At 36.8% G+C, this 18816-nt stretch carries 23 protein-coding genes and 1 riboswitch; of the genes, 6 read left to right on the forward strand and 17 right to left on the reverse strand.

From position 1 onward, the window contains the following. Positions 1-445 precede the first annotated feature (445 nt). From ACOMCU_RS17450 to comGA, 12 genes are all read right to left on the reverse strand, one after another. On the reverse strand, positions 446-1366 hold the full coding sequence (locus tag ACOMCU_RS17450; RefSeq protein ID WP_421050870.1) for a serine/threonine protein kinase: 921 nt from the start codon (positions 1364-1366) through the stop codon (positions 446-448). Between the two features lie 519 nt (positions 1367-1885). Next, positions 1886-3349 (reverse strand): aminomethyl-transferring glycine dehydrogenase subunit GcvPB, encoded by a 1464-nt coding sequence (gcvPB, locus tag ACOMCU_RS17455; protein WP_010859808.1) that lies wholly within the window; start codon positions 3347-3349, stop codon positions 1886-1888. Continuing rightward, positions 3342-4688 carry an aminomethyl-transferring glycine dehydrogenase subunit GcvPA gene (gene gcvPA, locus ACOMCU_RS17460; RefSeq protein WP_010859809.1) on the reverse strand — a complete coding sequence of 449 codons (1347 nt, stop codon included), beginning with the start codon at positions 4686-4688 and terminating at the stop codon, positions 3342-3344. The genes gcvPB and gcvPA overlap by 8 nt, the downstream gene beginning before the upstream one ends. 25 nt (positions 4689-4713) lie before the next feature. After that, positions 4714-5817, reverse strand: coding sequence for a glycine cleavage system aminomethyltransferase GcvT (gene gcvT / locus ACOMCU_RS17465; RefSeq protein ID WP_010859810.1), 1104 nt, complete (start codon positions 5815-5817; stop codon positions 4714-4716). Positions 5818-6022: 205 nt separating this feature from the next. After that, a riboswitch (glycine riboswitch) is annotated at positions 6023-6115 on the reverse strand. A 144-nt stretch (positions 6116-6259) separates the two neighbouring features. Beyond that, positions 6260-6775: a shikimate kinase gene (locus ACOMCU_RS17470; protein WP_010859811.1), complete on the reverse strand. Its 516-nt coding sequence runs from the start codon at positions 6773-6775 to the stop codon at positions 6260-6262. Between the two features lie 19 nt (positions 6776-6794). After that, positions 6795-6995, reverse strand: coding sequence for a hypothetical protein (locus tag ACOMCU_RS17475; RefSeq protein WP_010859812.1), 201 nt, complete (start codon positions 6993-6995; stop codon positions 6795-6797). Then, complete coding sequence (comGF, locus tag ACOMCU_RS17480) at positions 6973-7398, reverse strand: competence type IV pilus minor pilin ComGF (RefSeq protein ID WP_010859813.1); 426 nt, start codon at positions 7396-7398, stop codon at positions 6973-6975. Before comGF ends, ACOMCU_RS17475 begins: the two co-directional genes overlap by 23 nt. Next, entirely contained in the window at positions 7395-7709 is a 315-nt protein-coding gene (locus tag ACOMCU_RS17485; RefSeq protein ID WP_010859814.1) for a hypothetical protein, read from the reverse strand. The genes comGF and ACOMCU_RS17485 overlap by 4 nt, the downstream gene beginning before the upstream one ends. Continuing rightward, positions 7706-8146, reverse strand: coding sequence for a competence type IV pilus minor pilin ComGD (gene comGD / locus ACOMCU_RS17490; protein WP_219362945.1), 441 nt, complete (start codon positions 8144-8146; stop codon positions 7706-7708). The genes ACOMCU_RS17485 and comGD overlap by 4 nt, the downstream gene beginning before the upstream one ends. Then, positions 8143-8484, reverse strand: a complete 342-nt coding sequence (comGC, locus tag ACOMCU_RS17495) for a competence type IV pilus major pilin ComGC (RefSeq protein ID WP_010859817.1) — start codon at positions 8482-8484, stop codon at positions 8143-8145. The genes comGD and comGC overlap by 4 nt, the downstream gene beginning before the upstream one ends. An 11-nt stretch (positions 8485-8495) precedes the next feature. Beyond that, positions 8496-9569 carry a competence type IV pilus assembly protein ComGB gene (comGB, locus tag ACOMCU_RS17500; protein WP_421050872.1) on the reverse strand — a complete coding sequence of 358 codons (1074 nt, stop codon included), beginning with the start codon at positions 9567-9569 and terminating at the stop codon, positions 8496-8498. After that, positions 9547-10566 carry a competence type IV pilus ATPase ComGA gene (comGA, locus tag ACOMCU_RS17505; protein WP_421050873.1) on the reverse strand — a complete coding sequence of 340 codons (1020 nt, stop codon included), beginning with the start codon at positions 10564-10566 and terminating at the stop codon, positions 9547-9549. Before comGA ends, comGB begins: the two co-directional genes overlap by 23 nt. Before the next feature lie 323 nt (positions 10567-10889). Here comGA and ACOMCU_RS17510 point away from each other — a divergent pair, with 323 nt between their 5' ends. Together ACOMCU_RS17510 and ACOMCU_RS17515 are read left to right on the forward strand one after the other, a co-directional pair. Then, the gene (locus ACOMCU_RS17510) at positions 10890-11600 is read left to right on the forward strand and encodes a helix-turn-helix transcriptional regulator (RefSeq protein WP_421050874.1); all 711 of its coding nucleotides are present in this window, start codon (positions 10890-10892) and stop codon (positions 11598-11600) included. 117 nt (positions 11601-11717) lie between these two features. After that, entirely contained in the window at positions 11718-11960 is a 243-nt protein-coding gene (locus ACOMCU_RS17515; RefSeq protein ID WP_010859821.1) for a DUF2626 family protein, read from the forward strand. Positions 11961-12367: 407 nt separating this feature from the next. Here the strand turns inward: ACOMCU_RS17515 and ACOMCU_RS17520 are convergent, their stop codons facing one another. Continuing rightward, positions 12368-13012 carry an MBL fold metallo-hydrolase gene (locus ACOMCU_RS17520; protein ID WP_421050875.1) on the reverse strand — a complete coding sequence of 215 codons (645 nt, stop codon included), beginning with the start codon at positions 13010-13012 and terminating at the stop codon, positions 12368-12370. Between the two features lie 167 nt (positions 13013-13179). Between ACOMCU_RS17520 and ACOMCU_RS17525 the strand changes: the two genes are divergently transcribed. From ACOMCU_RS17525 to ACOMCU_RS17535, 3 genes are all read left to right on the forward strand, one after another. Then, positions 13180-13359 carry a DUF2759 domain-containing protein gene (locus tag ACOMCU_RS17525; protein WP_010859823.1) on the forward strand — a complete coding sequence of 60 codons (180 nt, stop codon included), beginning with the start codon at positions 13180-13182 and terminating at the stop codon, positions 13357-13359. 258 nt (positions 13360-13617) lie between these two features. Continuing rightward, a complete protein-coding gene (locus tag ACOMCU_RS17530) occupies positions 13618-14157 on the forward strand; it encodes a TlpA disulfide reductase family protein (protein ID WP_010859824.1) in 540 nt (179 codons plus the stop codon). Positions 14158-14374: 217 nt separating this feature from the next. Further along, positions 14375-14677: a hypothetical protein gene (locus ACOMCU_RS17535; RefSeq protein ID WP_421050876.1), complete on the forward strand. Its 303-nt coding sequence runs from the start codon at positions 14375-14377 to the stop codon at positions 14675-14677. A gap of 340 nt (positions 14678-15017) precedes the next feature. Here ACOMCU_RS17535 and ACOMCU_RS17540 read toward each other — a convergent pair whose 3' ends face one another. From ACOMCU_RS17540 to rpmG, 4 genes are all read right to left on the reverse strand, one after another. After that, the gene (locus ACOMCU_RS17540) at positions 15018-16913 is read right to left on the reverse strand and encodes an LTA synthase family protein (protein ID WP_421050877.1); all 1896 of its coding nucleotides are present in this window, start codon (positions 16911-16913) and stop codon (positions 15018-15020) included. 284 nt (positions 16914-17197) lie between these two features. Next, positions 17198-17407: a YqgQ family protein gene (locus tag ACOMCU_RS17545; RefSeq protein WP_010859827.1), complete on the reverse strand. Its 210-nt coding sequence runs from the start codon at positions 17405-17407 to the stop codon at positions 17198-17200. A gap of 2 nt (positions 17408-17409) precedes the next feature. Continuing rightward, positions 17410-17994: a 5-formyltetrahydrofolate cyclo-ligase gene (locus ACOMCU_RS17550; protein ID WP_421050879.1), complete on the reverse strand. Its 585-nt coding sequence runs from the start codon at positions 17992-17994 to the stop codon at positions 17410-17412. A gap of 65 nt (positions 17995-18059) precedes the next feature. Beyond that, on the reverse strand, positions 18060-18209 hold the full coding sequence (gene rpmG / locus ACOMCU_RS17555; protein ID WP_008408521.1) for a 50S ribosomal protein L33: 150 nt from the start codon (positions 18207-18209) through the stop codon (positions 18060-18062). Positions 18210-18359: 150 nt separating this feature from the next. Between rpmG and ACOMCU_RS17560 the strand changes: the two genes are divergently transcribed. After that, on the forward strand, positions 18360-18815 hold the full coding sequence (locus tag ACOMCU_RS17560) for a hypothetical protein (RefSeq protein ID WP_230491853.1): 456 nt from the start codon (positions 18360-18362) through the stop codon (positions 18813-18815). The last annotated feature ends 1 nt before the right edge of the window (position 18816 follow it).

Raw genomic sequence — 18816 nt, forward strand, 5'->3', positions numbered from 1 at the left:
TTTAAACCCAGTAATACTCAGTTATTAAACACTATTTTCATACTAATAAGTAAACAAATGGTACCATAAGGCGAAAAAATCTCTTGCAATTCCTAATCCGACAAATGTTACAGTATGTTATTGGTATGTAAAACTGTATTCACTGAAGAGCCAGTCATATCAGGCGTTACACTAATGACAATATGTATCACAAGTAACTATACATTACGAAAAAATATTGTCAATATTTTCAATAGTATTTTTTTCAATTTGAAATATACAAATGTATTATTAGTAAAAAATAACCATGTTAAATTTCGTGTAAATAATTTTCTAAAAAAGGTATAGAAATGTTGATTTAACAATATTAAACAGCTTATGGATTGATGTTTATTCATCCACAAGCTGCTATAATTCGCCCAACTATGAAACTGTAAAATGATTATATAGATTTATTTTTGTAAATTTATTTATTATTATCGTCAAAATAATACCTAATTTTGTTGACTATACTCTCTGACAACATAGTCAATAATAAAAACTTTAGCGAAAAGCATCTTTTTTTTGCGTTAACGGTTAGACTCCACATGATCATTTTAGACATGATGAAACTCACTTTTTTGTTATATTGTCTGACATTTTTTAAGCTATCCTCTATTATTCTTTGTGGTACATCCATTGGTACAACATCTGTGAGGGAATAGTAAAGTGTTGCAGCTAAAGCGTAGATATCAGTGTATACCCCCTGCTTCGATTTGTCAGAATACTGCTCAAGTGGAGAAAATCCAGGGGTTGTAAATATCTTATGTTGCGTCGCAGTCTTATAAAATATAGCTGAGCCAAAATCGAGTAACTGTGGCTTCCCATGCACATCAACCATAATATTACTTGGTTTTATATCTCGATGCAGAATGCCTTCTTTATGTAGATAATGTAATGCATCAATTAACGGCAGAAAAATATTATTGTACAAATGATTTCTATTGTTAAGCTCATATTTTTTTACATATTGAGCTAACGGCAAGCCTTCATAGTATTTCATGACGATATAACAAGACCCATTTGCTTGAAAATGCTCTATGTACTTAACAATATTTTGATGAACAATTTGCCGCAAGAGAAGTGCCTCATGCAGAAACTCCCCCTTTAACTCTTCAAATTTTGTCTTTGTAGAGGGCAGTCGATGAATCACAGTTAAATTATCTAAATCACGCAAAGCTAACTCACTTGGATAGAACTCTTTTATAATAAATTGCTCCCCTGAATGAATGTTTTCCCCTTTGTAAACAATTGACAGCTTACTGGAAGAAATAATCTCATTTATTTTATATGTATCTTGTAGGACACAGTTTATGGGTAAGCTTATTTCGTACTGAATAGCATTCATGTGCTTCTACCATCCTTTTTAGCAAAATCCATTTAAAAAATATGTATAGTCGATGACAAAATTAGTATAAGTTCTTAATTGTTATAATTCCAAATTAATGTAATTAATATAAATATATCCCTCTATATTAGCAATTTTCTCGTTAATTGTCAGCGACATACCAATGACTTTTATTGTAATTTCGATTTTTTAGATATAAAACTGGATTGACTTACGAAGCTCGGGGTGGGGCTTGTAAATTCTGGGTGTGCTCGGAGGGGTGGATTGGTCGCCGAGTTGGGGCCTCGGTACGCTCGGGGTGGGACCAGTTGCGCTCGGGTTTGAGCTCGGTACGCTCGGGGTGAGAGCAAATACGCTCGGGTTCGTGCTCGGAACGCTCGGGTCTCTCTCACTATCGCTCGGGTCCAGACTCGGAACGCTCGGGTTGCTATAAGCATCGCTCAGCTCCGGGCGCAGCACAAAAAAGCTGTCCGAAAAGTAAATATATACTTATCGGACAGCTCTCTATTTTGTTGAAAATTATGCTTTTTGGTAACGAAGCACTGGTGTACGAGCAGCGCGTGTTTCGTCTAGACGCGTTACGACTGTTGTATGTGGTGCTTCTTGCACGATAGATGGGTTTTCTTCTGCTTCTTTAGCGATTTGAATCATGATGTCGCAGAATGCATCTAATGTTTCTTTTGATTCTGTTTCAGTTGGCTCAATCATCAACGCCTCTTCCACGTTTAGTGGGAAGTATGTTGTTGGTGGATGGTAGCCGAAATCTAACAGGCGTTTTGCAATATCCAGTGTACGTACGCCCAGTTTCTTTTGACGACGACCAGATAATACAAATTCATGCTTACAATGACGGTTATATGGTAGGTCGAAGAACGGCTCTAGGCGACGCATCATATAGTTTGCATTTAAAACGGCATATTCCGTTACTGCTTTTAAGCCATCTGGCCCCATAGTACGGATATATGTGTACGCACGTACGTTAATACCAAAGTTACCATAGTAAGGTTTTACGCGACCAATTGATTGTGGACGTTCGTAGTCGAAGTGGTATGATCCCTCTTCTGTTCTTACAAGGACTGGTTTTGGTAGGAACGGAATTAAATCTGCCTTTACGCCCACTGGACCTGAACCTGGACCACCGCCACCATGCGGGCCTGTAAATGTTTTGTGTAAGTTCAAATGCACACAGTCAAAGCCCATGTCGCCAGGGCGCGCTTTACTCATTACTGCGTTTAAGTTAGCTCCATCATAGTAAACTTTACCGCCAACAGCGTGAATCAGCTCGGCCATTTCGATAATATTTTCTTCAAATAAGCCTAGTGTATTTGGATTTGTCAGCATTAATGCAGCTGTGTCAGGACCGACTACATTGCGTAAATCTTCAATATCGACTAAGCCATTTTCATCGGATTTCACAGTAATTGTTTCGAAACCAGCAACAGTGGCAGATGCCGGATTTGTACCATGCGCTGAGTCAGGCACGATGACCTTATTACGGTGACCTTCACCATTCGCCTCATGGAAGGCACGAATCATCATCAATGCTGTCCATTCACCATGTGCGCCTGCTGCTGGTTGTAATGTTACTTCATCCATGCCTGTAATTTCTACTAAAGAAGTTTGTAGGTCATAAAGAAGCTCCATGGCACCTTGAACAGTGGATTCATCTTGTAATGGGTGAACATTCGCAAAGCCAGAAAAACGTGCAACCGCTTCATTAATTTTCGGATTATATTTCATCGTACAAGAGCCTAATGGGTAGAAGCCAGAGTCAACACCATGGTTTCGACGAGAAAGAGCTGTATAGTGACGCATAATATCTAACTCTGAAACTTCTGGTAATTCAGCTGCTTCGGCACGTAATAAGTTCGCAGGAAGTAAATCTGCAAGATCAACTGCTGGTACATCAAGTGCTTCTAAGCTATACCCTACGCGACCTTCTTTTGTAATTTCAAAAATGAGTGATTGATTTTCGTTATGCATTGAGAGCCCCCATTTCTGCAACAAGTGCATCAATTTCTTCCTTCGTGCGTAATTCCGTTACAGCAATTAACACATGGTGCTTTAAAGATTCATAAGTTTGACCTAATGGATAGCCACCGATAATACCTTTTTCAATTAAGCCTTTATTGATTTCTTTCACGCATTTATTTGTTTTCACGACGATTTCATTAAAGTGTGCGCCTTGGAATGCTACTGTGAAGCCTGCCGCTTCAAAGGCATTTTTTGCATAGCGTGTTTTTGCAATATTTTGCGTAGCCATTTCTCGAACACCTTGCTTACCTAGTGCTGTCATTGCAACTGATGCTGCAAGTGCCAGAAGTGCTTGGTTTGAACAAATATTCGAAGTCGCTTTATCACGACGAATATGCTGTTCGCGTGCTTGTAATGTTAAGACGTAACCGCGTCGACCTTCACCATCCACTGTTTCCCCAATAAGACGGCCAGGAACTTTGCGCATTAATTTTGTTGTAACTGCGAAGAAACCACAGTGTGGACCACCGAAAGCTTCTGCGATACCAAAGACTTGCGCATCCCCAACACAAATATCTGCTCCTAACTTTCCAGGAGGCGTTAAAATTCCTAATGCTAGTGGGTTTGAGGAAACTACAAATAAGCTTTTTGCTTCATGTGCAATATCACCGATAACTTGTAAGTCCTCTACTTGACCGAAGAAGTTTGGATATTGTGCAATGACAGCAGCAGTATTGTCATCGATCAGCTCTTTTAATGCGCCAACATCCGTCACACCATCTTTTTGAGGAATTGTTACGATGTCAATAGATTGACCGTAAGCATATGTAGCAACGACATCACGGTATTCAGGGTGAACCGTCTCAGATACTAAAATTTTCTTACGACGTGTATGGCCCGCTGCAAGCATACCTGCTTCAGCTAGTGCTGTTCCACCATCGTACATAGAAGAGTTAGCAAGATCCATTCCTGTTAGTTCGGCAATCATCGTTTGGAATTCAAAGATTGCTTGTAATTCACCTTGTGAAATTTCTGGTTGATAAGGTGTATAAGCTGTATAGAATTCTGAGCGCGAGATTACGTGATCCACGATAACCGGTTTATAGTGATTGTAAACGCCTGCACCTAAAAATGATACGTTGGCATTAGTATCTTTATTTTTCGCAGCAAGTGCTGTTAATTCTTTTAACAGTGCTGATTCTGATTTTGCTTCTTGAATGTCATAAAGGCCTTTGAAACGTACTTTTTCTGGGATATCCTCGAATAATTCATCAACTGAGGATACGCCAACTACGTCTAACATTTCTTGTTTATCTTGCTCCGTCATTGGTAAATAACGATGTTTCATAAATGTAGGTCCCTCTTTTCAAATTTTATTTTGAACGCTTGTAAAACGGTGTTGCAACTGTTACTACCTTTAAGTGCTTGCCACGAATTTCAACTTCTAATTCCGTTCCGATAGTTGCGAATTGGCTGTCAATTAAGGCGTGACCAACATTACGTTTAGAAGAAGGAAGTTGTGTACCTGTTGTCACTTCACCAATTTCTTCGCCGTCCTTGAACACTTTGTAGCCATGACGTGGAATACCTTTATCAATCATTTCAATCCCAACAAGTTTGCGAGATAACCCATTTTCTTTTTGTGCTACTAATGCATCGTGACCAATAAAGTCATCTTTATTTAATTTCACAGCAAATCCAATACCTGCTTCAAGCGGTGAGATTGTCGCTGATAGCTCTTGACCGTATAGTGGAAGACCCGCTTCAAAACGAAGTGTATCACGACAGCCTAAACCTGCTGGCACAACACCTTTGTCTTTACCGGCTTCTAAGATTTTACCCCAAAGTACTTTAATATCCTCTGGAGAACCGTACAGTTCAAAACCATCTTCTCCTGTGTAACCACTACGAGAAACTAAAGCTTTGTGTCCAGCAATTTCAACGTCTTCTTGGAAGCGGAAATATTTAATGGCACTTAAATCCGACGTTGTTAATGTTTGAAGAACTTCTTCTGCTAATGGACCTTGTAGGGCAATTTGCGCATAAGCATCGGATTGATTGTCGATTGTGACCTCGTATTGGTGCTGATTTTCTAACATCCAGTCATAATCTTTTTCAATATTCGCTGCATTGACACATAACAAATAATGATTGTCAGCTAATTTATATGTTAGTAAATCATCGACAACGCCACCATCTTCATAGCACATTGCATTGTATTGCGCTTGACCTGTAGCAATTTTTGAAATGTCATTTGACAAAAGATTTTGTAAAAATTCTAGTGCTTCAGGACCAGTTACTAAAATTTCTCCCATGTGCGAGACATCAAATAAGCCTGCGCGACTACGCACGGCATCATGCTCATCTTTAATAGAAGAGAATTGCACTGGTAGTTCCCATCCACCGAAGTCAATTGTTTTACCACCAAACTTTGCGTATTCATCAAATAGAGGTGTACGTTGTAATTCATTCGTCATTAGTATTGCCCCCTTATTGTTAGTATCATTTTTACTGGTAGTAGTTCGTCTGTTTTTCCACATAAAAAAAGACAGACGAACCCCTTTTCGGGATTCTCTGTCCTTGCACCTGAAAGTTACACCAGACTGACTCGCATTTTCTTGATTGCCAATCAGCAGGCTTTCCCCTTTGGTGGCTGTTGTACTACAGCTCTCTCCAGAGTTGCGTCTTGTACGAGTCCTTTTACCTGAGAGATTCATAGCCCTTAGCTATTTGCTCCTTCGGTGGCGTCTATACGCGCTCTCCCCGCACAATCATCCGCCCAAGAATCATCTTGGTACTATTTAGTATTCAATGAACTTAAGTTACCTTATTAGTCTATATCCTAACATTGATTGTATTGAAAAGGCAATCATTTTTTTATTTAACTTAAAAGGCGAATATTAAAGTTTGTTTATTGTATTATCGTTCGCCTTTTAACCTTTTCACCTGAAATACTAAATACTCTAGAATATTGCGGATTGTTCTACCTTCTGTCAGAACCTGTATATGTCCTGCTTCACGATAAAATTTTCTTCTGTAGTGATACAGCTCCTCTAACTCTTCCTTCGTTGAACTTTGTACAAGGGGTCGGTTTTGATCATGCTGTATTCGTTTGTAAATATCTTCGAATGTGGCATCTAAAAAGAACACGAGTCCACTACGTCTCATTATTTTTCGATTTTCTCCATTTACGGCTACACCGCCGCCTGTTGAAATAATACAAGCTTCGTCTCGGAAATTTTTCAAAAATTCTGTTTCTATCTCTCGAAAACGTGCCTCACCGTATTTTTCGAAAATCTGCGGGATCGTCATGCCCTGTTGTCTAACGATTTCATGATCCATATCATAGTACGGCAGCTTTAATAAATAGCTTAACCGCCTTCCTAATGCACTTTTCCCGCACCCCATAAAGCCAACTAAATATATTTTTCGCATTCGAATCACCTTCTTATAACTACGATTCTACACTGTCTGACAAAATTTGTCCTAATAAATTTATCGTAGCTCGAACATTGACCTTTTCAAGCGCATCATATGTTCGTAACTGTATTTCATAAGACATACAATACGTAAGAACAAAAGTAGTTACAAAAAATAATAATGCAATTGCGATTAAAAAAATAGCCCCTCTGTCATTTTTCAATAATTGGCACATAATAGGTCCGCTCCTTCTGCAAACCACTCGGAAATCCGACGGCTACCGTAAGTTCATTATTTGTATATTGGAACTGACAGCGATTAAGCCCGATGAGCATCGGTACATGGCCACCATTCACTTGATTACGTATCATATTGTTATAGCAATCGATATGATGAAGTGTTCCTGAAGCTTGGAAAGTTATCCTCCTTTGATCATCTCGAATCGTAAACGATGTAACATCCACTAAGTACGTATTTAAATCATAAACAAATAGCTCCCACTTCGAGTGTTCATCTGTCAGTATGGTTGTTTTTATTTGCGCATACCATAGCATGATGACTATAAAAAGATGCGAGATTAACACAAAAACGATGACTTGAAACAACGATTCCAATAGTGTGTAACCTTTTTCGTTCATTTACTTTCACCTGTAAGTTGAATGCATTTGTGACGCAATTCTCGCATATTTTGGAATGTGACACATATCGCCTGCCCATCGTAAGCCCAATGATAATCCACACCATCTATTGTTTTCATACCTTCATTTTTTTGTAAGTACCGATACTGCTTTAAACCTTCATAAGCCGTTTCAGCAGCAATAACCTCAAGCTTTTTGTTGGATAAATTAGTTTTCATATTATAGGTAATGGGTAATAACGTTGTACAGATTACCATTACAATGACCACTGATAGTATGGATTCAACAAAAGAATAGCCCGACTCATTCATTCCACTCTGGATCTCCCTCGCCCTAATGTAATAACAACCTTTTTTATACCTTGAGGCGTTTTAAAATACAATGTGCCTGCATTCATCACATTACCACTGTAGTTATACATAATTGTTTGAATGGTACTTGCAGCTGTCATCAATTCCACACCGTTTGGGAAAGGTCGCTCGTAGTGATTGGTATAAAAATCTTTTTTTATAAGATAGCGATGAGGTGGGCTTTCAAACTTCATGGATACATACTCTCGCTGCTGCATACTATAAGTTTGAATAAATTGAATATCCAATTGGATTTGCGTAAAAAAACGCTCAAGTTCCTTTGTTTCAGCTGCTTTTAAGGAAAGCTTTGTCACGATCCCCGTTAAACACATTACGATAAATAAGACGAGTAACATTTCAACCAACGTAAAACCACGCTCATTTTTTATATCGTTCATGTTCCACTATCACCTGCTCCTGAAGGCGGATTTGCTAATTTTACCTCGCCTTCACTTGTAATAACAATTTCATTTTTATTTGGACAGGTCGTTTCATTTTCTTTTAAATAACCGTTCGTTACTAAATCTTCTAATGTTGGATATGACATATAGTCCACTCTGTAAGCCTCAACTTGTCCCTGCACCATCGAAATATATGCCGTACAGCCCTTTTCATCTATCGTCGCGAAATGTTTCGTTACATTTGGAATGGTGATTAAAATTAGTATCGAAATAATTAGCAGTACGATTAGCATTTCGATAAGAGTAAATCCTACTTGTTGTTTAACATATTTCATTTAGCATCCTCCTATACTAGTTCAATCATGTGATATACCGGTAATAATAAACTGACATATGCAGCTATTATGCAAAGTGCAATGATAATGAAAAACGTTGGCTGCACAAAGGCTAGCATACGCTTCAGTAATAGCTGCTGCTTCTCTGCCAGTAATTCACTATACAAGACGAGCTCTTTCCCTAGATAGCCACTTTGCTCTCCATGTTCTACGAAAATTGAAAAATCCTTGTGCCATTCAGCCATAAATATCACAGCCTGAGTAAGTGTATCACCATAAATAACCCTTTCTTTTATACGACCAGCAAAATGCTGCACAAATGGTTGTAACTGCTGTTCTTGTAAAATTTGAAGACTGGCTTGTAAAGAGAAACCACTTTGCAGCAAACTTCCTAAATATGCGGCGAATTGTCTTGTGATCGATAAGCGAATATAGTTGTTTATAAATGGAATTTTTAATGACATGCGCAGCTGCTGCACAATTGATTGTCGTTTAAGAAAGAACCGGTATATTATTGAACTGGATACAACAACTATCCCTATCGTAAAAAGTACATCAGGCAAATGTAATAAGTAACGCGAGAATTCAATACTACTCTCCCCCGCTTCACCACTACGACTTAAGACCATTTTCTCTATATTTGGAAAGAAAATTGTTCGAAATACTAAGAACAGCAGCAATAAAAACAACAGTAATATGATGGGATACAAAAGTAGGCCTTTCAATTTTTTCTTTGTTGCTTCATTTAACGCCATTTGCTTAGCTACGCCTTTTAACGCTTCCATCATATGCCCATTATTTTCTGCAATAGCAATAGCTACTAAATAGTGCTTTGATATTTGCAATGTTTCCAGTACTCCTGTTACACCTGCCCCTTCTTTAAATTTGTCATTTATCAATTGTTGTATCTCTTCATGTGCTTCTACATGATGCGGTAAGAGCATGGAAATCGCTTGTGCAAACAAATAACCTTCCTGCATCAATACACTTAAGTGACTGAAAAAATTGGCCTGCTCCTTTACTCGCCATTTGGTTGCTTTTTTATAATCCATCTGCAACTTCTCAATAAGCTCTCGTAGTTGCATAATGCTGTCTCTCTAACAACTTTTTTTGACCAGTAAGTGTTAAATCATAGGGCAACTCATAGCTAGCTTTCTGCCTAATTGCTCGGATGGCCTCACTAAGATGAACATCGCTTAATATTTCTAACAGTGCACGTCGCTCTTCTTGCATTTGTGGTGCCTGGATAAGTATTTGTGCCACTATACCAATAACCGTTTGCCGTAGTTCCTCTATAGACACACCTAAGTCGATTAATCGGTGGAGACAACTAACAGAGTCCTTCGCGTGTATCGTCGTTAAAACAAGATGACCGGTAAGCGAGGCCTCTATTGCAATCTTTGCAGTTTCTTGATCTCGTATTTCGCCAATCATAATAACATCTGGTGAATGACGTAATATTGCCTTTAATCCCGAAGCATAAGTAATGCCCGCTCGTTCATTTACTTGAATTTGGAGAAGATGAGCCTGATTATTTTCTACAGGATCCTCTAAAGAAATGACATGTTTATTTAGATATGTGGAACAATGATGAATGAGGGAATATAGGGATGTCGTTTTACCAGAGCCGGTTGCTCCACTGAAAAGCAAGATGCCTTGCTTGCTATCAACTAGCTCCAGTAGCTTATCTGCTGCGCATTTGGAATAACTTAAGGAAGTAAGAGGAAATGACTGATTTTGAAGTAGGAGCCGTATAATTAGACTCTCTTTTAAATAGGCAGAAGGAAGTGTAGAGACGCGAAAAGCAAACCGATTTTGCTCCACTGTTTTTTGAAAGGAGCCACTTTGGGGTTTTCGTCGCTCACTAATATCTAATGCGGCTAAAAATTTATAATATGATACAATTCGCTCTGCTAATTCATTTGGTAGTTCACCTGCGTAAAGCAACTTATCATATTTGCGAAAATTAATACGGTAACGACCTTCATCTGGTATTAATAACAAATCCGAAGCACCAAAATGATAGGCCTTTAACAATAGTTGCTCACATTTTTGTTCGACTACCGACTCAAAGTTTTGCATAGATGCACCTCTTTTCTGGTTCGTTCGAATATGACCGCTCTATTCGTTATTTCCTAGTATAATTAGGAAAGTGATACGAGAAAAGCCCTTTTCTTAAAATAAATTTTTACTATAAATTTTCCTATCGAATGTGGTTTTTGCTAAAAAAATGTGGATAACTTGCAAATTTTCACTAAAAATGAACATAACTATATGTAAAAGTTAATATTTATGTTGAAAGGAACTGTAACTTTTTCAATAATACAATATAATAGATTCAACATGATTATTTTCCTAGCTATATTTAACAACATTTTCAAAAAATCAATATTGAGGTGAAGCAAATGATCCATCCATTAAAAATTACTAGTACATTAGCCGATGAAACTAGATACTCTATATATGAGTACATCCTAAAAGAGAAAAAGACAGTAACTGTGCAAAATATTGCTGATGAATTTGGCATTCATCCGAACGTTGCGCGCCTGCATTTAACTAAACTATCAGAGATCAATATCATTTCAGCCGATTTCGCAAAAACTGGTAAAGGCGGTCGTCCTGGACGTGTTTATAAAGCATCGGAAAAAGGTGTCTCCCTTACATTCCCACGACGTGATGAAGATCGTCTTTTAAAATGGTCCATTCAACTGATTCAAGAATTAGGTGAATCAGCATTGGCAAAATGCCAAGACATTAGTTACAAAGATGGCTTCCAGCAAATGAAACATTATGTAAACGCTGAATTTAAATTAAATAATATATTTTCCTTTGAAGAAAAGCTTCAATTACTAACAGACAATGCTGCATTAATCGGCTATATTCCACAAGTACAGCAAACAGACCATGGTAAAAAAGTGATTTTCTCCATCTTTAATTGTCCGTTCCAAGAACAGCTTAACAACCACTCAGATATTGTTTGTACTTTGCATGAATCTTATTTGAAAGGACAGTTAGACGCTCTATTCGCAAGTAATGAATTTGTCCAAATTGAAAGCATGATACATAATTGCGATTTATGCAAATATGAAATAAACGTGACAGAAATTGATAGCTAAATCAAAAATCCATTTGTTTGTCACAAAGAAGTAGAAGTTCCAGTTTACAGACACCTTTCATATCATTTATAATGAGTAAGAGATTATTGTGTCGTGGGCAAAAGGAGGGGAAATTTCATGGATAATATGTATAAAGTTATGGCATTCTGGACAGGTATTTTTGCAGTTATGTTCTACCTTGGTGGTATGAACGAAGTATCGCTATTATTCGTAGGTAATACAGGTTTATTCTTATTATTAGGCTTCTTGAACCTTTCAGAACGTATGTACATGTACATTTTCGGAGCATATTTAACTGTATTCTTCGCTGGCTTCACGTACTATACAACATTCATTCACGTACCTGGTGCGGGTCATTAATACAGAGAAAATAGTGTGTCTCATAAATATGTGAGACACACTTTTTTTATGTTCATTTATGCAATCATTTCGATAAGAGCAGAAATTAATACAGTAATATGTGATAAAATCTTCATTTGTTTAGCAGTTGGTCGCATAAAAACATAGAAAAAACCCCCCTTCACAATCAATTAGGTTTAAATTCTGTTGCTATCAAACCTATATGAAACGTTTGGGGGATTTTTACATAGTTAATTCGTTAATGTTTGATTAAATTTAGTAATTCAGTAATTAAATTCAATAACCAACGATAGTAGTACTATTAATTCTATTGCATCACCTATGGTCATTTTTAACAAATGTATAGAACGGTATCATTTTCTACATGATTCGCTGTTATAGCAGAAACAGCGCTTCCTACTACCACTTTAAAAACCATTTAAAAATGGATTTGTTTCCATTTCCGCCCCAACTGTCGTGTAATTGCCATGACCTGGGTATATAATCGTATCCTCTGGTAGCTTTAGTAGCTTATCGTGAATCGATGCCAAAAGTACCTTTGTCGAACCACCAAGTAAATCTGTTCGACCTACGCCTTGTTCAAATAATGTATCTCCAACAATTGCAAAGCCATCATTTTCGAATAGATATGAAATACTACCTGGTGAGTGTCCTGGTGTAAAAACGGCTTTAAAAACAAAATTGCTTATTTCAAATTGTTGTTCTTTCTTAATAATATTTCCCTCAGCTGGTGCTCCGACATTATAATTCGGCAGCGCTGCGTATTTACTTGAGCCATTTTTAGCTGGATCACTTAACCAACTTACCTCGTTTTCATGAATCCATAGCGGGAGTTCAAAAGCTTCTCGCACTGCATCTACTGCACCGATATGATCAAAATGTGCATGTGTTAAAAAAATGGCTAACGGTTTAAGGCCATTACTGCGTATCACCTTTATAATACGTCCTGCTTCCTCGCCTGGATCAAAAATTAGACATTCTTTGTTTTTATTTGATACGATATAACAATTCGTTTGCACTGGACCAAGCGAATAGCTTCGTACATTCATCATCCTCATCACCTCAACTTCATATTATACATTCATTGCCACATTTTGACGATAAAAGTTCATAGTTTCCGCTATATTAGTTCTCGACAAACAAAGATAGAACGTTTACAATTAAGTAGGAATATTGTTTACGACATTCATTTTCTGATGTCGAAAGGAGTGTCTTTTTAATGAACTTATTAATGGTTATTTTTGGTCTAGTAGCGATCTTAGCAGTCGTTGGTACATTCCAAGCAATTAAAGAAAAGAACCTATTAAGCGTTGTTTTCAACTTATTAAGTGCAGCTGTATTTGGTTGGTTCACAATCATGACAGTTATCCATAGCGGATACCCACCAACACTACACTAAGATGTAGACAGAAAAAAGAGCAGCCTCGTATGAGGCTGCTCTTTTTCTATTTTAATAAAGCGTAATCACGCTGTATAGACTCCAGATCATGTTGTGTTAATTAGCTTTATCGCTTATCTATGAAGCCTTCATAAAAAATAATTACTGTTACCTCTTGTCAGTTCAGTTATAATATAAGTAAATATTTTGTAAAACAGTATAAATTTTATTTTCCGGTACAAAATTTAAAAACACAAACTGGTATTAAGGAGATTCATCATGCAGCGTAAAAAATTAATTTATATGATATTTTCAGTGCTATTAGTCATTTCACTTATTGGGATTACTGTAAAAAATGAAATGTCAAAAGAAGCAGTATTAAATTTGTTGATTGATAAAGAAGATGGCACGAAACAGATTGCCTTTGAGACGAGACTGACGCAATTAGATGAAACAACGACAACATTAGCAGCATATAAAGGAAAGGTCCTCATCATTAATGTTTGGGCATCTTGGTGCGGCCCTTGTCAAGAAGAAGCGCCAGATTTAAAGGATTTTTACGACAAAAAACCTGACGATGTTGAGCTGCTAGCAATAAATGCAACTTCATCTGACAGTCGTGAAAATGCCATTAAATTTCAGCAATTGTATAATTTAAATTTCCCTATATTTCTCGATTTAGATGGATCGTTAGGTAAATCATTAGAAGTAATGGCTTATCCAACAACTTTTATTATTGATGCTGAAGGCAATCTAAAGTACACAATAAAAGGTCAAATAAATCAACAACAATTAACTAAATTGTTAACAAATCTTTAGTTAGCGTGAGTGTTAATGACCGTAGCGAATCGTTGTCTCAATTTGCACTCTAGCAAAAATCATCAAGATCTTTAGGAATATTTGTATCAACATCATCTATAATGTAAAAAAACTGCATTAGTAATATAAGGACAGAATTTTTCGCAATTGTGGTTGTTCTGTAAGGCATTTAATAAAGTACATACAATTTGAGGTGATGGTCTTGAGGAAAAGTAAGTTGTTTGTAGTATGTTTATTAATCCTATTTGTTGGAATATTTGCAGCAGGTTTTTATACGCTTAGTGATGTTCTAATTGAAAAAACAGTTAAAATTGACGAACAAAATATTATAGAGAAAAACGGTGAATACTATCTTTTAATTGATGAACGTGAGTTGTCTTTATCGAAGGATTTTTACGACAAAATTAATTTAGGAAAATACAACGAATACAACATTAAGTATGTTTATAATCGATTGAAAAAAAATGATGGTGAGGTCGTGATGCTAAAAAGGTATGGTGAACAACCTTGGGGTAAATAAATGGGTTATTAATGATGATATAAGCGTATTTGGGATGTCCTCTCAAATACGCTTATTAATTGGTCAAAAAACAACATTAGAGCCTAAATAAAGCTCCCAGCTAATCCACTAAGGAATCTCGTGCGTCACTTGATTAAATCGTCATCATTGCAAGCTGATGGCATCGCTTGTCGTCTTCATTGCACAAATTCCCCTCAATACCGTATAGAGAGACTCGTGCGGTAGAGCAAGCCTGCTAACCCCCACGGGAAGTGAGTGACTTTTCCAGACTTCAGACTTGCATTATTACTACTTATTGTAAAAGAAAAAAGAGAGACCTCGCTAAGAGATCTCTCTTTTTTTATTTCACAGCGTCTTGCTTTAAGTTACCTGTTTTTTCATCATAGAAACGAAGTAAATCTCCATTAATAATGGCGTCGGAGTTTTCTAATTCAATCGTTGCACGATCAGCATAAGGCTGACATGGCTCACCATCAATTTGCTCTCCTGTTGCTTTGTCGTAGCAAGCTTCACCTGCATAGACATATTTGTCAGTTACAAAACGACCGTCACGGAAAATAACAAAATCCTCATGCTCAGGAGAGAATAAATCTGCACCTAATTGCATATCTTTTGACGTTTCAATTCCTAGAAGGTGTAAAATTGTCGGACGTATATCCACTTGACCTGATACCTCTTGCATTTCTTTACCTTCACCAGAACCAGGAATATGGATAAATAAAGGTACTTCTTGCAGCATTGCATTATCATAAGGTGTGATGCTTTCTTTGCCTAAGTATTGTGCCATTGCCTTGTTATGGTTTTCAGAAATACCATAATGGTCACCGTACATTACGATAATGGAGTTATCATAGACATCTTGATCTTTTAACGCTTGGAAGAAGTCTTTAATACCTTCATCCATGTAACGAACTGTTTGGAAGTAACGATTTAATGTGCCTGAGTTTGAAGTATATTCAGGAATCATGACATCATCTGGATCCAATGTAAATGGATAGTGGTTCGTTAATGTAATTAAACGAGAGTAGAATGGCTGTGGCATGTCTTTCATTAATGCTGCAGATTGCTCAAAGAATGGAATATCTTTCATACCCCAGTTGACTGCTTGGCCTTCTTCTACTTTATATGAGTCTACATCATAAAATTTATTGATTTTTAATGATTTGTACATCATGTCACGATTCCAGAACGATTTATTGTTCGGGTGCATAACGTTTGTAAAGTAACCATTTTCCCCAAGACGCTCCGCCATTGAGTTATACGTGTTTCCACCATGTGTGAAGAATACTGCACCACGACCTAAGCCAAATAATGAGTTTTCTACAATAAACTCCGAGTCAGATGTTTTCCCAAGACCTGTTTGGTGATAGAAATTACTGAAATAATACGTGTCTGGATCTTTTGTTAAAGAGTTCAAGAACGGTGTAATTTCATGACCGTCCATATCATTATTAATCACAAAGTTTTGTAAAGATTCAAGTGACACGTAGATTACATTACGATCCTTGTATTTGCCAAACATATCTTTATTGATTGCTGCTTGATTTGATCGAATGTAGTTGTTTACTTCTACTAATTCACTGCCATCCGCCAATGCGCGTTGTGCAGAAGATTTAGACTGAATATAAATATCATACAAATGGTAGTTGTACGTACCGATATTTTTCACAAGTAATTCGCGGTCAAAGCTACGTGTTAAAAGCTGTGGACGCTCTGTTTCCGCTAAACCTAAGTTTAAGAAAGTCATCGCAATAGCTAATACGAAGAATGCACGACGGAATTCAACATTAACTTTTACTGCTGCCTTCATTCTTGGTAAGTATTTATTCGCAAGTATTAGAATAAACACATCCGTAAAGTACAATACATCCCAAGGGTTAATAATGGCTGCTGCCGATGTTCCTAAATCACCAAAGTTACTTGTCTGGAATAATACCGGTAAAGTAATAAAGTCATTGTAGAAACGATAGAAAGCAACGTTCCCATATAAAACAATTGATAAAATGACACTGACAATAAGAATATAGCGATTTTTAGCTTTAGGTGATTTAAAGAATAACGATAGACCATAAGTAAATAATAAAAAACTTAGCGGGTTGATAAACAAAATGAATTGTTGCATCGCATTTTCAATTTTCATCTCAAAGCTTGTGTGGTAAACAATGACCGTTTTTATCCAAGTTGCTACGACTGCTAGTATCATAAATGAATGTTTAGGCCACTTTATTGATTTCATTCCTAACATCCTCTCCTATTCCTTACACAAAAAAATAATAAATTTAACTAAATTGTTACTGAAACAAAATATATCTTAATCCTTTTTTTACAGATAATCAACAGATATATTTTTGGAAAAAATTTCTGCTCATGCACTTATATGCTCAGGATACTTATATATACGTTTCTCATTGTAAAAAGTTTCGTAAAAAACATAAAAACAGTGGGAAACCACTGTTTCAGAGAATATTACATACATATTACAATATTTTTACCATAACCAAATAATTCACACTTAAAACACTATTGTTTATTTTGTTCAACACGCAGTCTTGTCGTTTCTTGTCGAATCAATAATAAGGCCATTTGGTAATCTTTAATGTCTAGAACATTCGCCTTATACAACTCGCGAATTTCATCTTCCATTAACATTAAATCTCCCACTGGATCACGTGTATAAATATAAGTGCCATATGTTTTTAATAATTCATAAATATCTAACATTTTATCCATTTTTAATTCGCTCCTCGTTGTGCTACACAGTTAATACGATTTGTAGGCGTCACAATGATATCCACCGGACAATCATGTGGCTCTTTTGGTACACCTTCACGTAGCTGTTCATCGAAAAGCAGCGACATGAGTTTTCCCTTTTTATAGTTTACTAAATAGCGGTCATAATAACCACCACCATAGCCTACACGATAGCCATGTGTGTCAAAAACAACCCCTGGAACAACAATAACATCCATTTCATTTGCGTCAACAAATTCAGTGACTTCAGGAATTGGCTCACGCAAATGCATATAAACCGTTTCGAGCTGAGCAAACGATTCTATGACATAAAACGACATTTCTCTCGTTTTCGGATTGCACTTAGGGACAGCAACGTTTTTGCCAAGTTGCCATAGTGCTTCAATTAGATGAATTGTGTCAACTTCTGGCTTACTAGAAATCGTGATACCGATCGTCTTTGCTTCTATTATATATGTTTCCTGTAACAGTTTTTTTGCCACTAAAAATGATTGGTCGCGATATGCAGTTGCAGACATTTTCGCAAGAGCTTCGCGTACCTCGTTTCGTAAAATTGTTTTATTCATACTAGGCTACCTCCTATTAGAATGTAGAAAGCCAAAACCACATGTGGTTTTGGCTTAATGAGCGATTACTTTGTTTCACGGTGAAGAGTGTATTTCTTCTCGCGAGAGCAATATTTTTTAAGTTCAAGACGCTCTGGATTGTTACGCTTGTTCTTTTTTGAAATGTAGTTACGTTCGCCGCAATCTGTGCAAGCTAAAGTAATGTTTACGCGCATCATTAACCCTCCCACTCTATATCAAGAATTAAAATTTGAGCATGATTTATACGACTAACCCATTATACCATAAACTGAAAAAAAATCTACCTTCATTTCATATTAACTTTGCATGTGGTAAAATACCTTATAATTACATAATTTAATGAGGTGAAACTATTGGATTTATCCATCATACTAATGATTGCTGGTATCGTTCTTATAGTTGTTTCGTTCTTTTTCAAAAATACTGCGAAAAAAGTCGAACAGGATGTAGAAGAATTGTCTATATCTATTTTTCAAGAAACTAATAATTTGAAACGTCGCATGAAAATTGTTGAAGAGGAGCTACTTCTAGAACCAGAATTTCAGGTGAAATCACCAGTAGCTCAAAATCAAACGATTCAAAATCCAAAAATGCAGCAGGTCATGCAGGCAGTTCAACAAGCAGCACAACAAGCGACTAAATCAGCTCAGCTGCCCCAGAATACGAAGCCTATTCACCAAATCATTATTAGTCAGGTACTCGAGCTCAATAAGCAAGGTCTATCTATTGCTGATATTAGTATTCGTTCAAATTTAACAGAAGAGCAAGTTCGCCAAGTGATTGCAAACGGAGGTCGGTAAT

The organism is Lysinibacillus sp. UGB7 (assembly GCF_049058285.1).
Lineage (GTDB): Bacteria > Bacillota > Bacilli > Bacillales_A > Planococcaceae > Lysinibacillus > Lysinibacillus sphaericus_B.

Coding starts and splice junctions, on each gene's coding strand:
- ACOMCU_RS17515 (WP_010859821.1), top strand. CDS start 11,718: ATGGATAATATGTATAAAGTTATGGCATTCTGGACAGGTATTTTTGCA.
- ACOMCU_RS17450 (WP_421050870.1), bottom strand. CDS start 1,366: ATGAATGCTATTCAGTACGAAATAAGCTTACCCATAAACTGTGTCCTA.
- ACOMCU_RS17530 (WP_010859824.1), top strand. CDS start 13,618: ATGCAGCGTAAAAAATTAATTTATATGATATTTTCAGTGCTATTAGTC.
- ACOMCU_RS17540 (WP_421050877.1), bottom strand. CDS start 16,913: ATGAAATCAATAAAGTGGCCTAAACATTCATTTATGATACTAGCAGTC.
- comGC (WP_010859817.1), bottom strand. CDS start 8,484: ATGAAATATGTTAAACAACAAGTAGGATTTACTCTTATCGAAATGCTA.
- comGB (WP_421050872.1), bottom strand. CDS start 9,569: ATGCAACTACGAGAGCTTATTGAGAAGTTGCAGATGGATTATAAAAAA.
- ACOMCU_RS17520 (WP_421050875.1), bottom strand. CDS start 13,012: ATGATGAATGTACGAAGCTATTCGCTTGGTCCAGTGCAAACGAATTGT.
- ACOMCU_RS17485 (WP_010859814.1), bottom strand. CDS start 7,709: ATGAATGAGTCGGGCTATTCTTTTGTTGAATCCATACTATCAGTGGTC.
- ACOMCU_RS17525 (WP_010859823.1), top strand. CDS start 13,180: ATGAACTTATTAATGGTTATTTTTGGTCTAGTAGCGATCTTAGCAGTC.
- gcvPB (WP_010859808.1), bottom strand. CDS start 3,349: ATGCATAACGAAAATCAATCACTCATTTTTGAAATTACAAAAGAAGGT.
- ACOMCU_RS17550 (WP_421050879.1), bottom strand. CDS start 17,994: ATGAATAAAACAATTTTACGAAACGAGGTACGCGAAGCTCTTGCGAAA.
- comGF (WP_010859813.1), bottom strand. CDS start 7,398: ATGAACGAAAAAGGTTACACACTATTGGAATCGTTGTTTCAAGTCATC.
- ACOMCU_RS17510 (WP_421050874.1), top strand. CDS start 10,890: ATGATCCATCCATTAAAAATTACTAGTACATTAGCCGATGAAACTAGA.
- ACOMCU_RS17470 (WP_010859811.1), bottom strand. CDS start 6,775: ATGCGAAAAATATATTTAGTTGGCTTTATGGGGTGCGGGAAAAGTGCA.
- comGD (WP_219362945.1), bottom strand. CDS start 8,146: ATGAACGATATAAAAAATGAGCGTGGTTTTACGTTGGTTGAAATGTTA.
- gcvT (WP_010859810.1), bottom strand. CDS start 5,817: ATGACGAATGAATTACAACGTACACCTCTATTTGATGAATACGCAAAG.
- ACOMCU_RS17475 (WP_010859812.1), bottom strand. CDS start 6,995: ATGTGCCAATTATTGAAAAATGACAGAGGGGCTATTTTTTTAATCGCA.
- rpmG (WP_008408521.1), bottom strand. CDS start 18,209: ATGCGCGTAAACATTACTTTAGCTTGCACAGATTGCGGCGAACGTAAC.
- comGA (WP_421050873.1), bottom strand. CDS start 10,566: ATGCAAAACTTTGAGTCGGTAGTCGAACAAAAATGTGAGCAACTATTG.
- ACOMCU_RS17545 (WP_010859827.1), bottom strand. CDS start 17,407: ATGGATAAAATGTTAGATATTTATGAATTATTAAAAACATATGGCACT.
- gcvPA (WP_010859809.1), bottom strand. CDS start 4,688: ATGAAACATCGTTATTTACCAATGACGGAGCAAGATAAACAAGAAATG.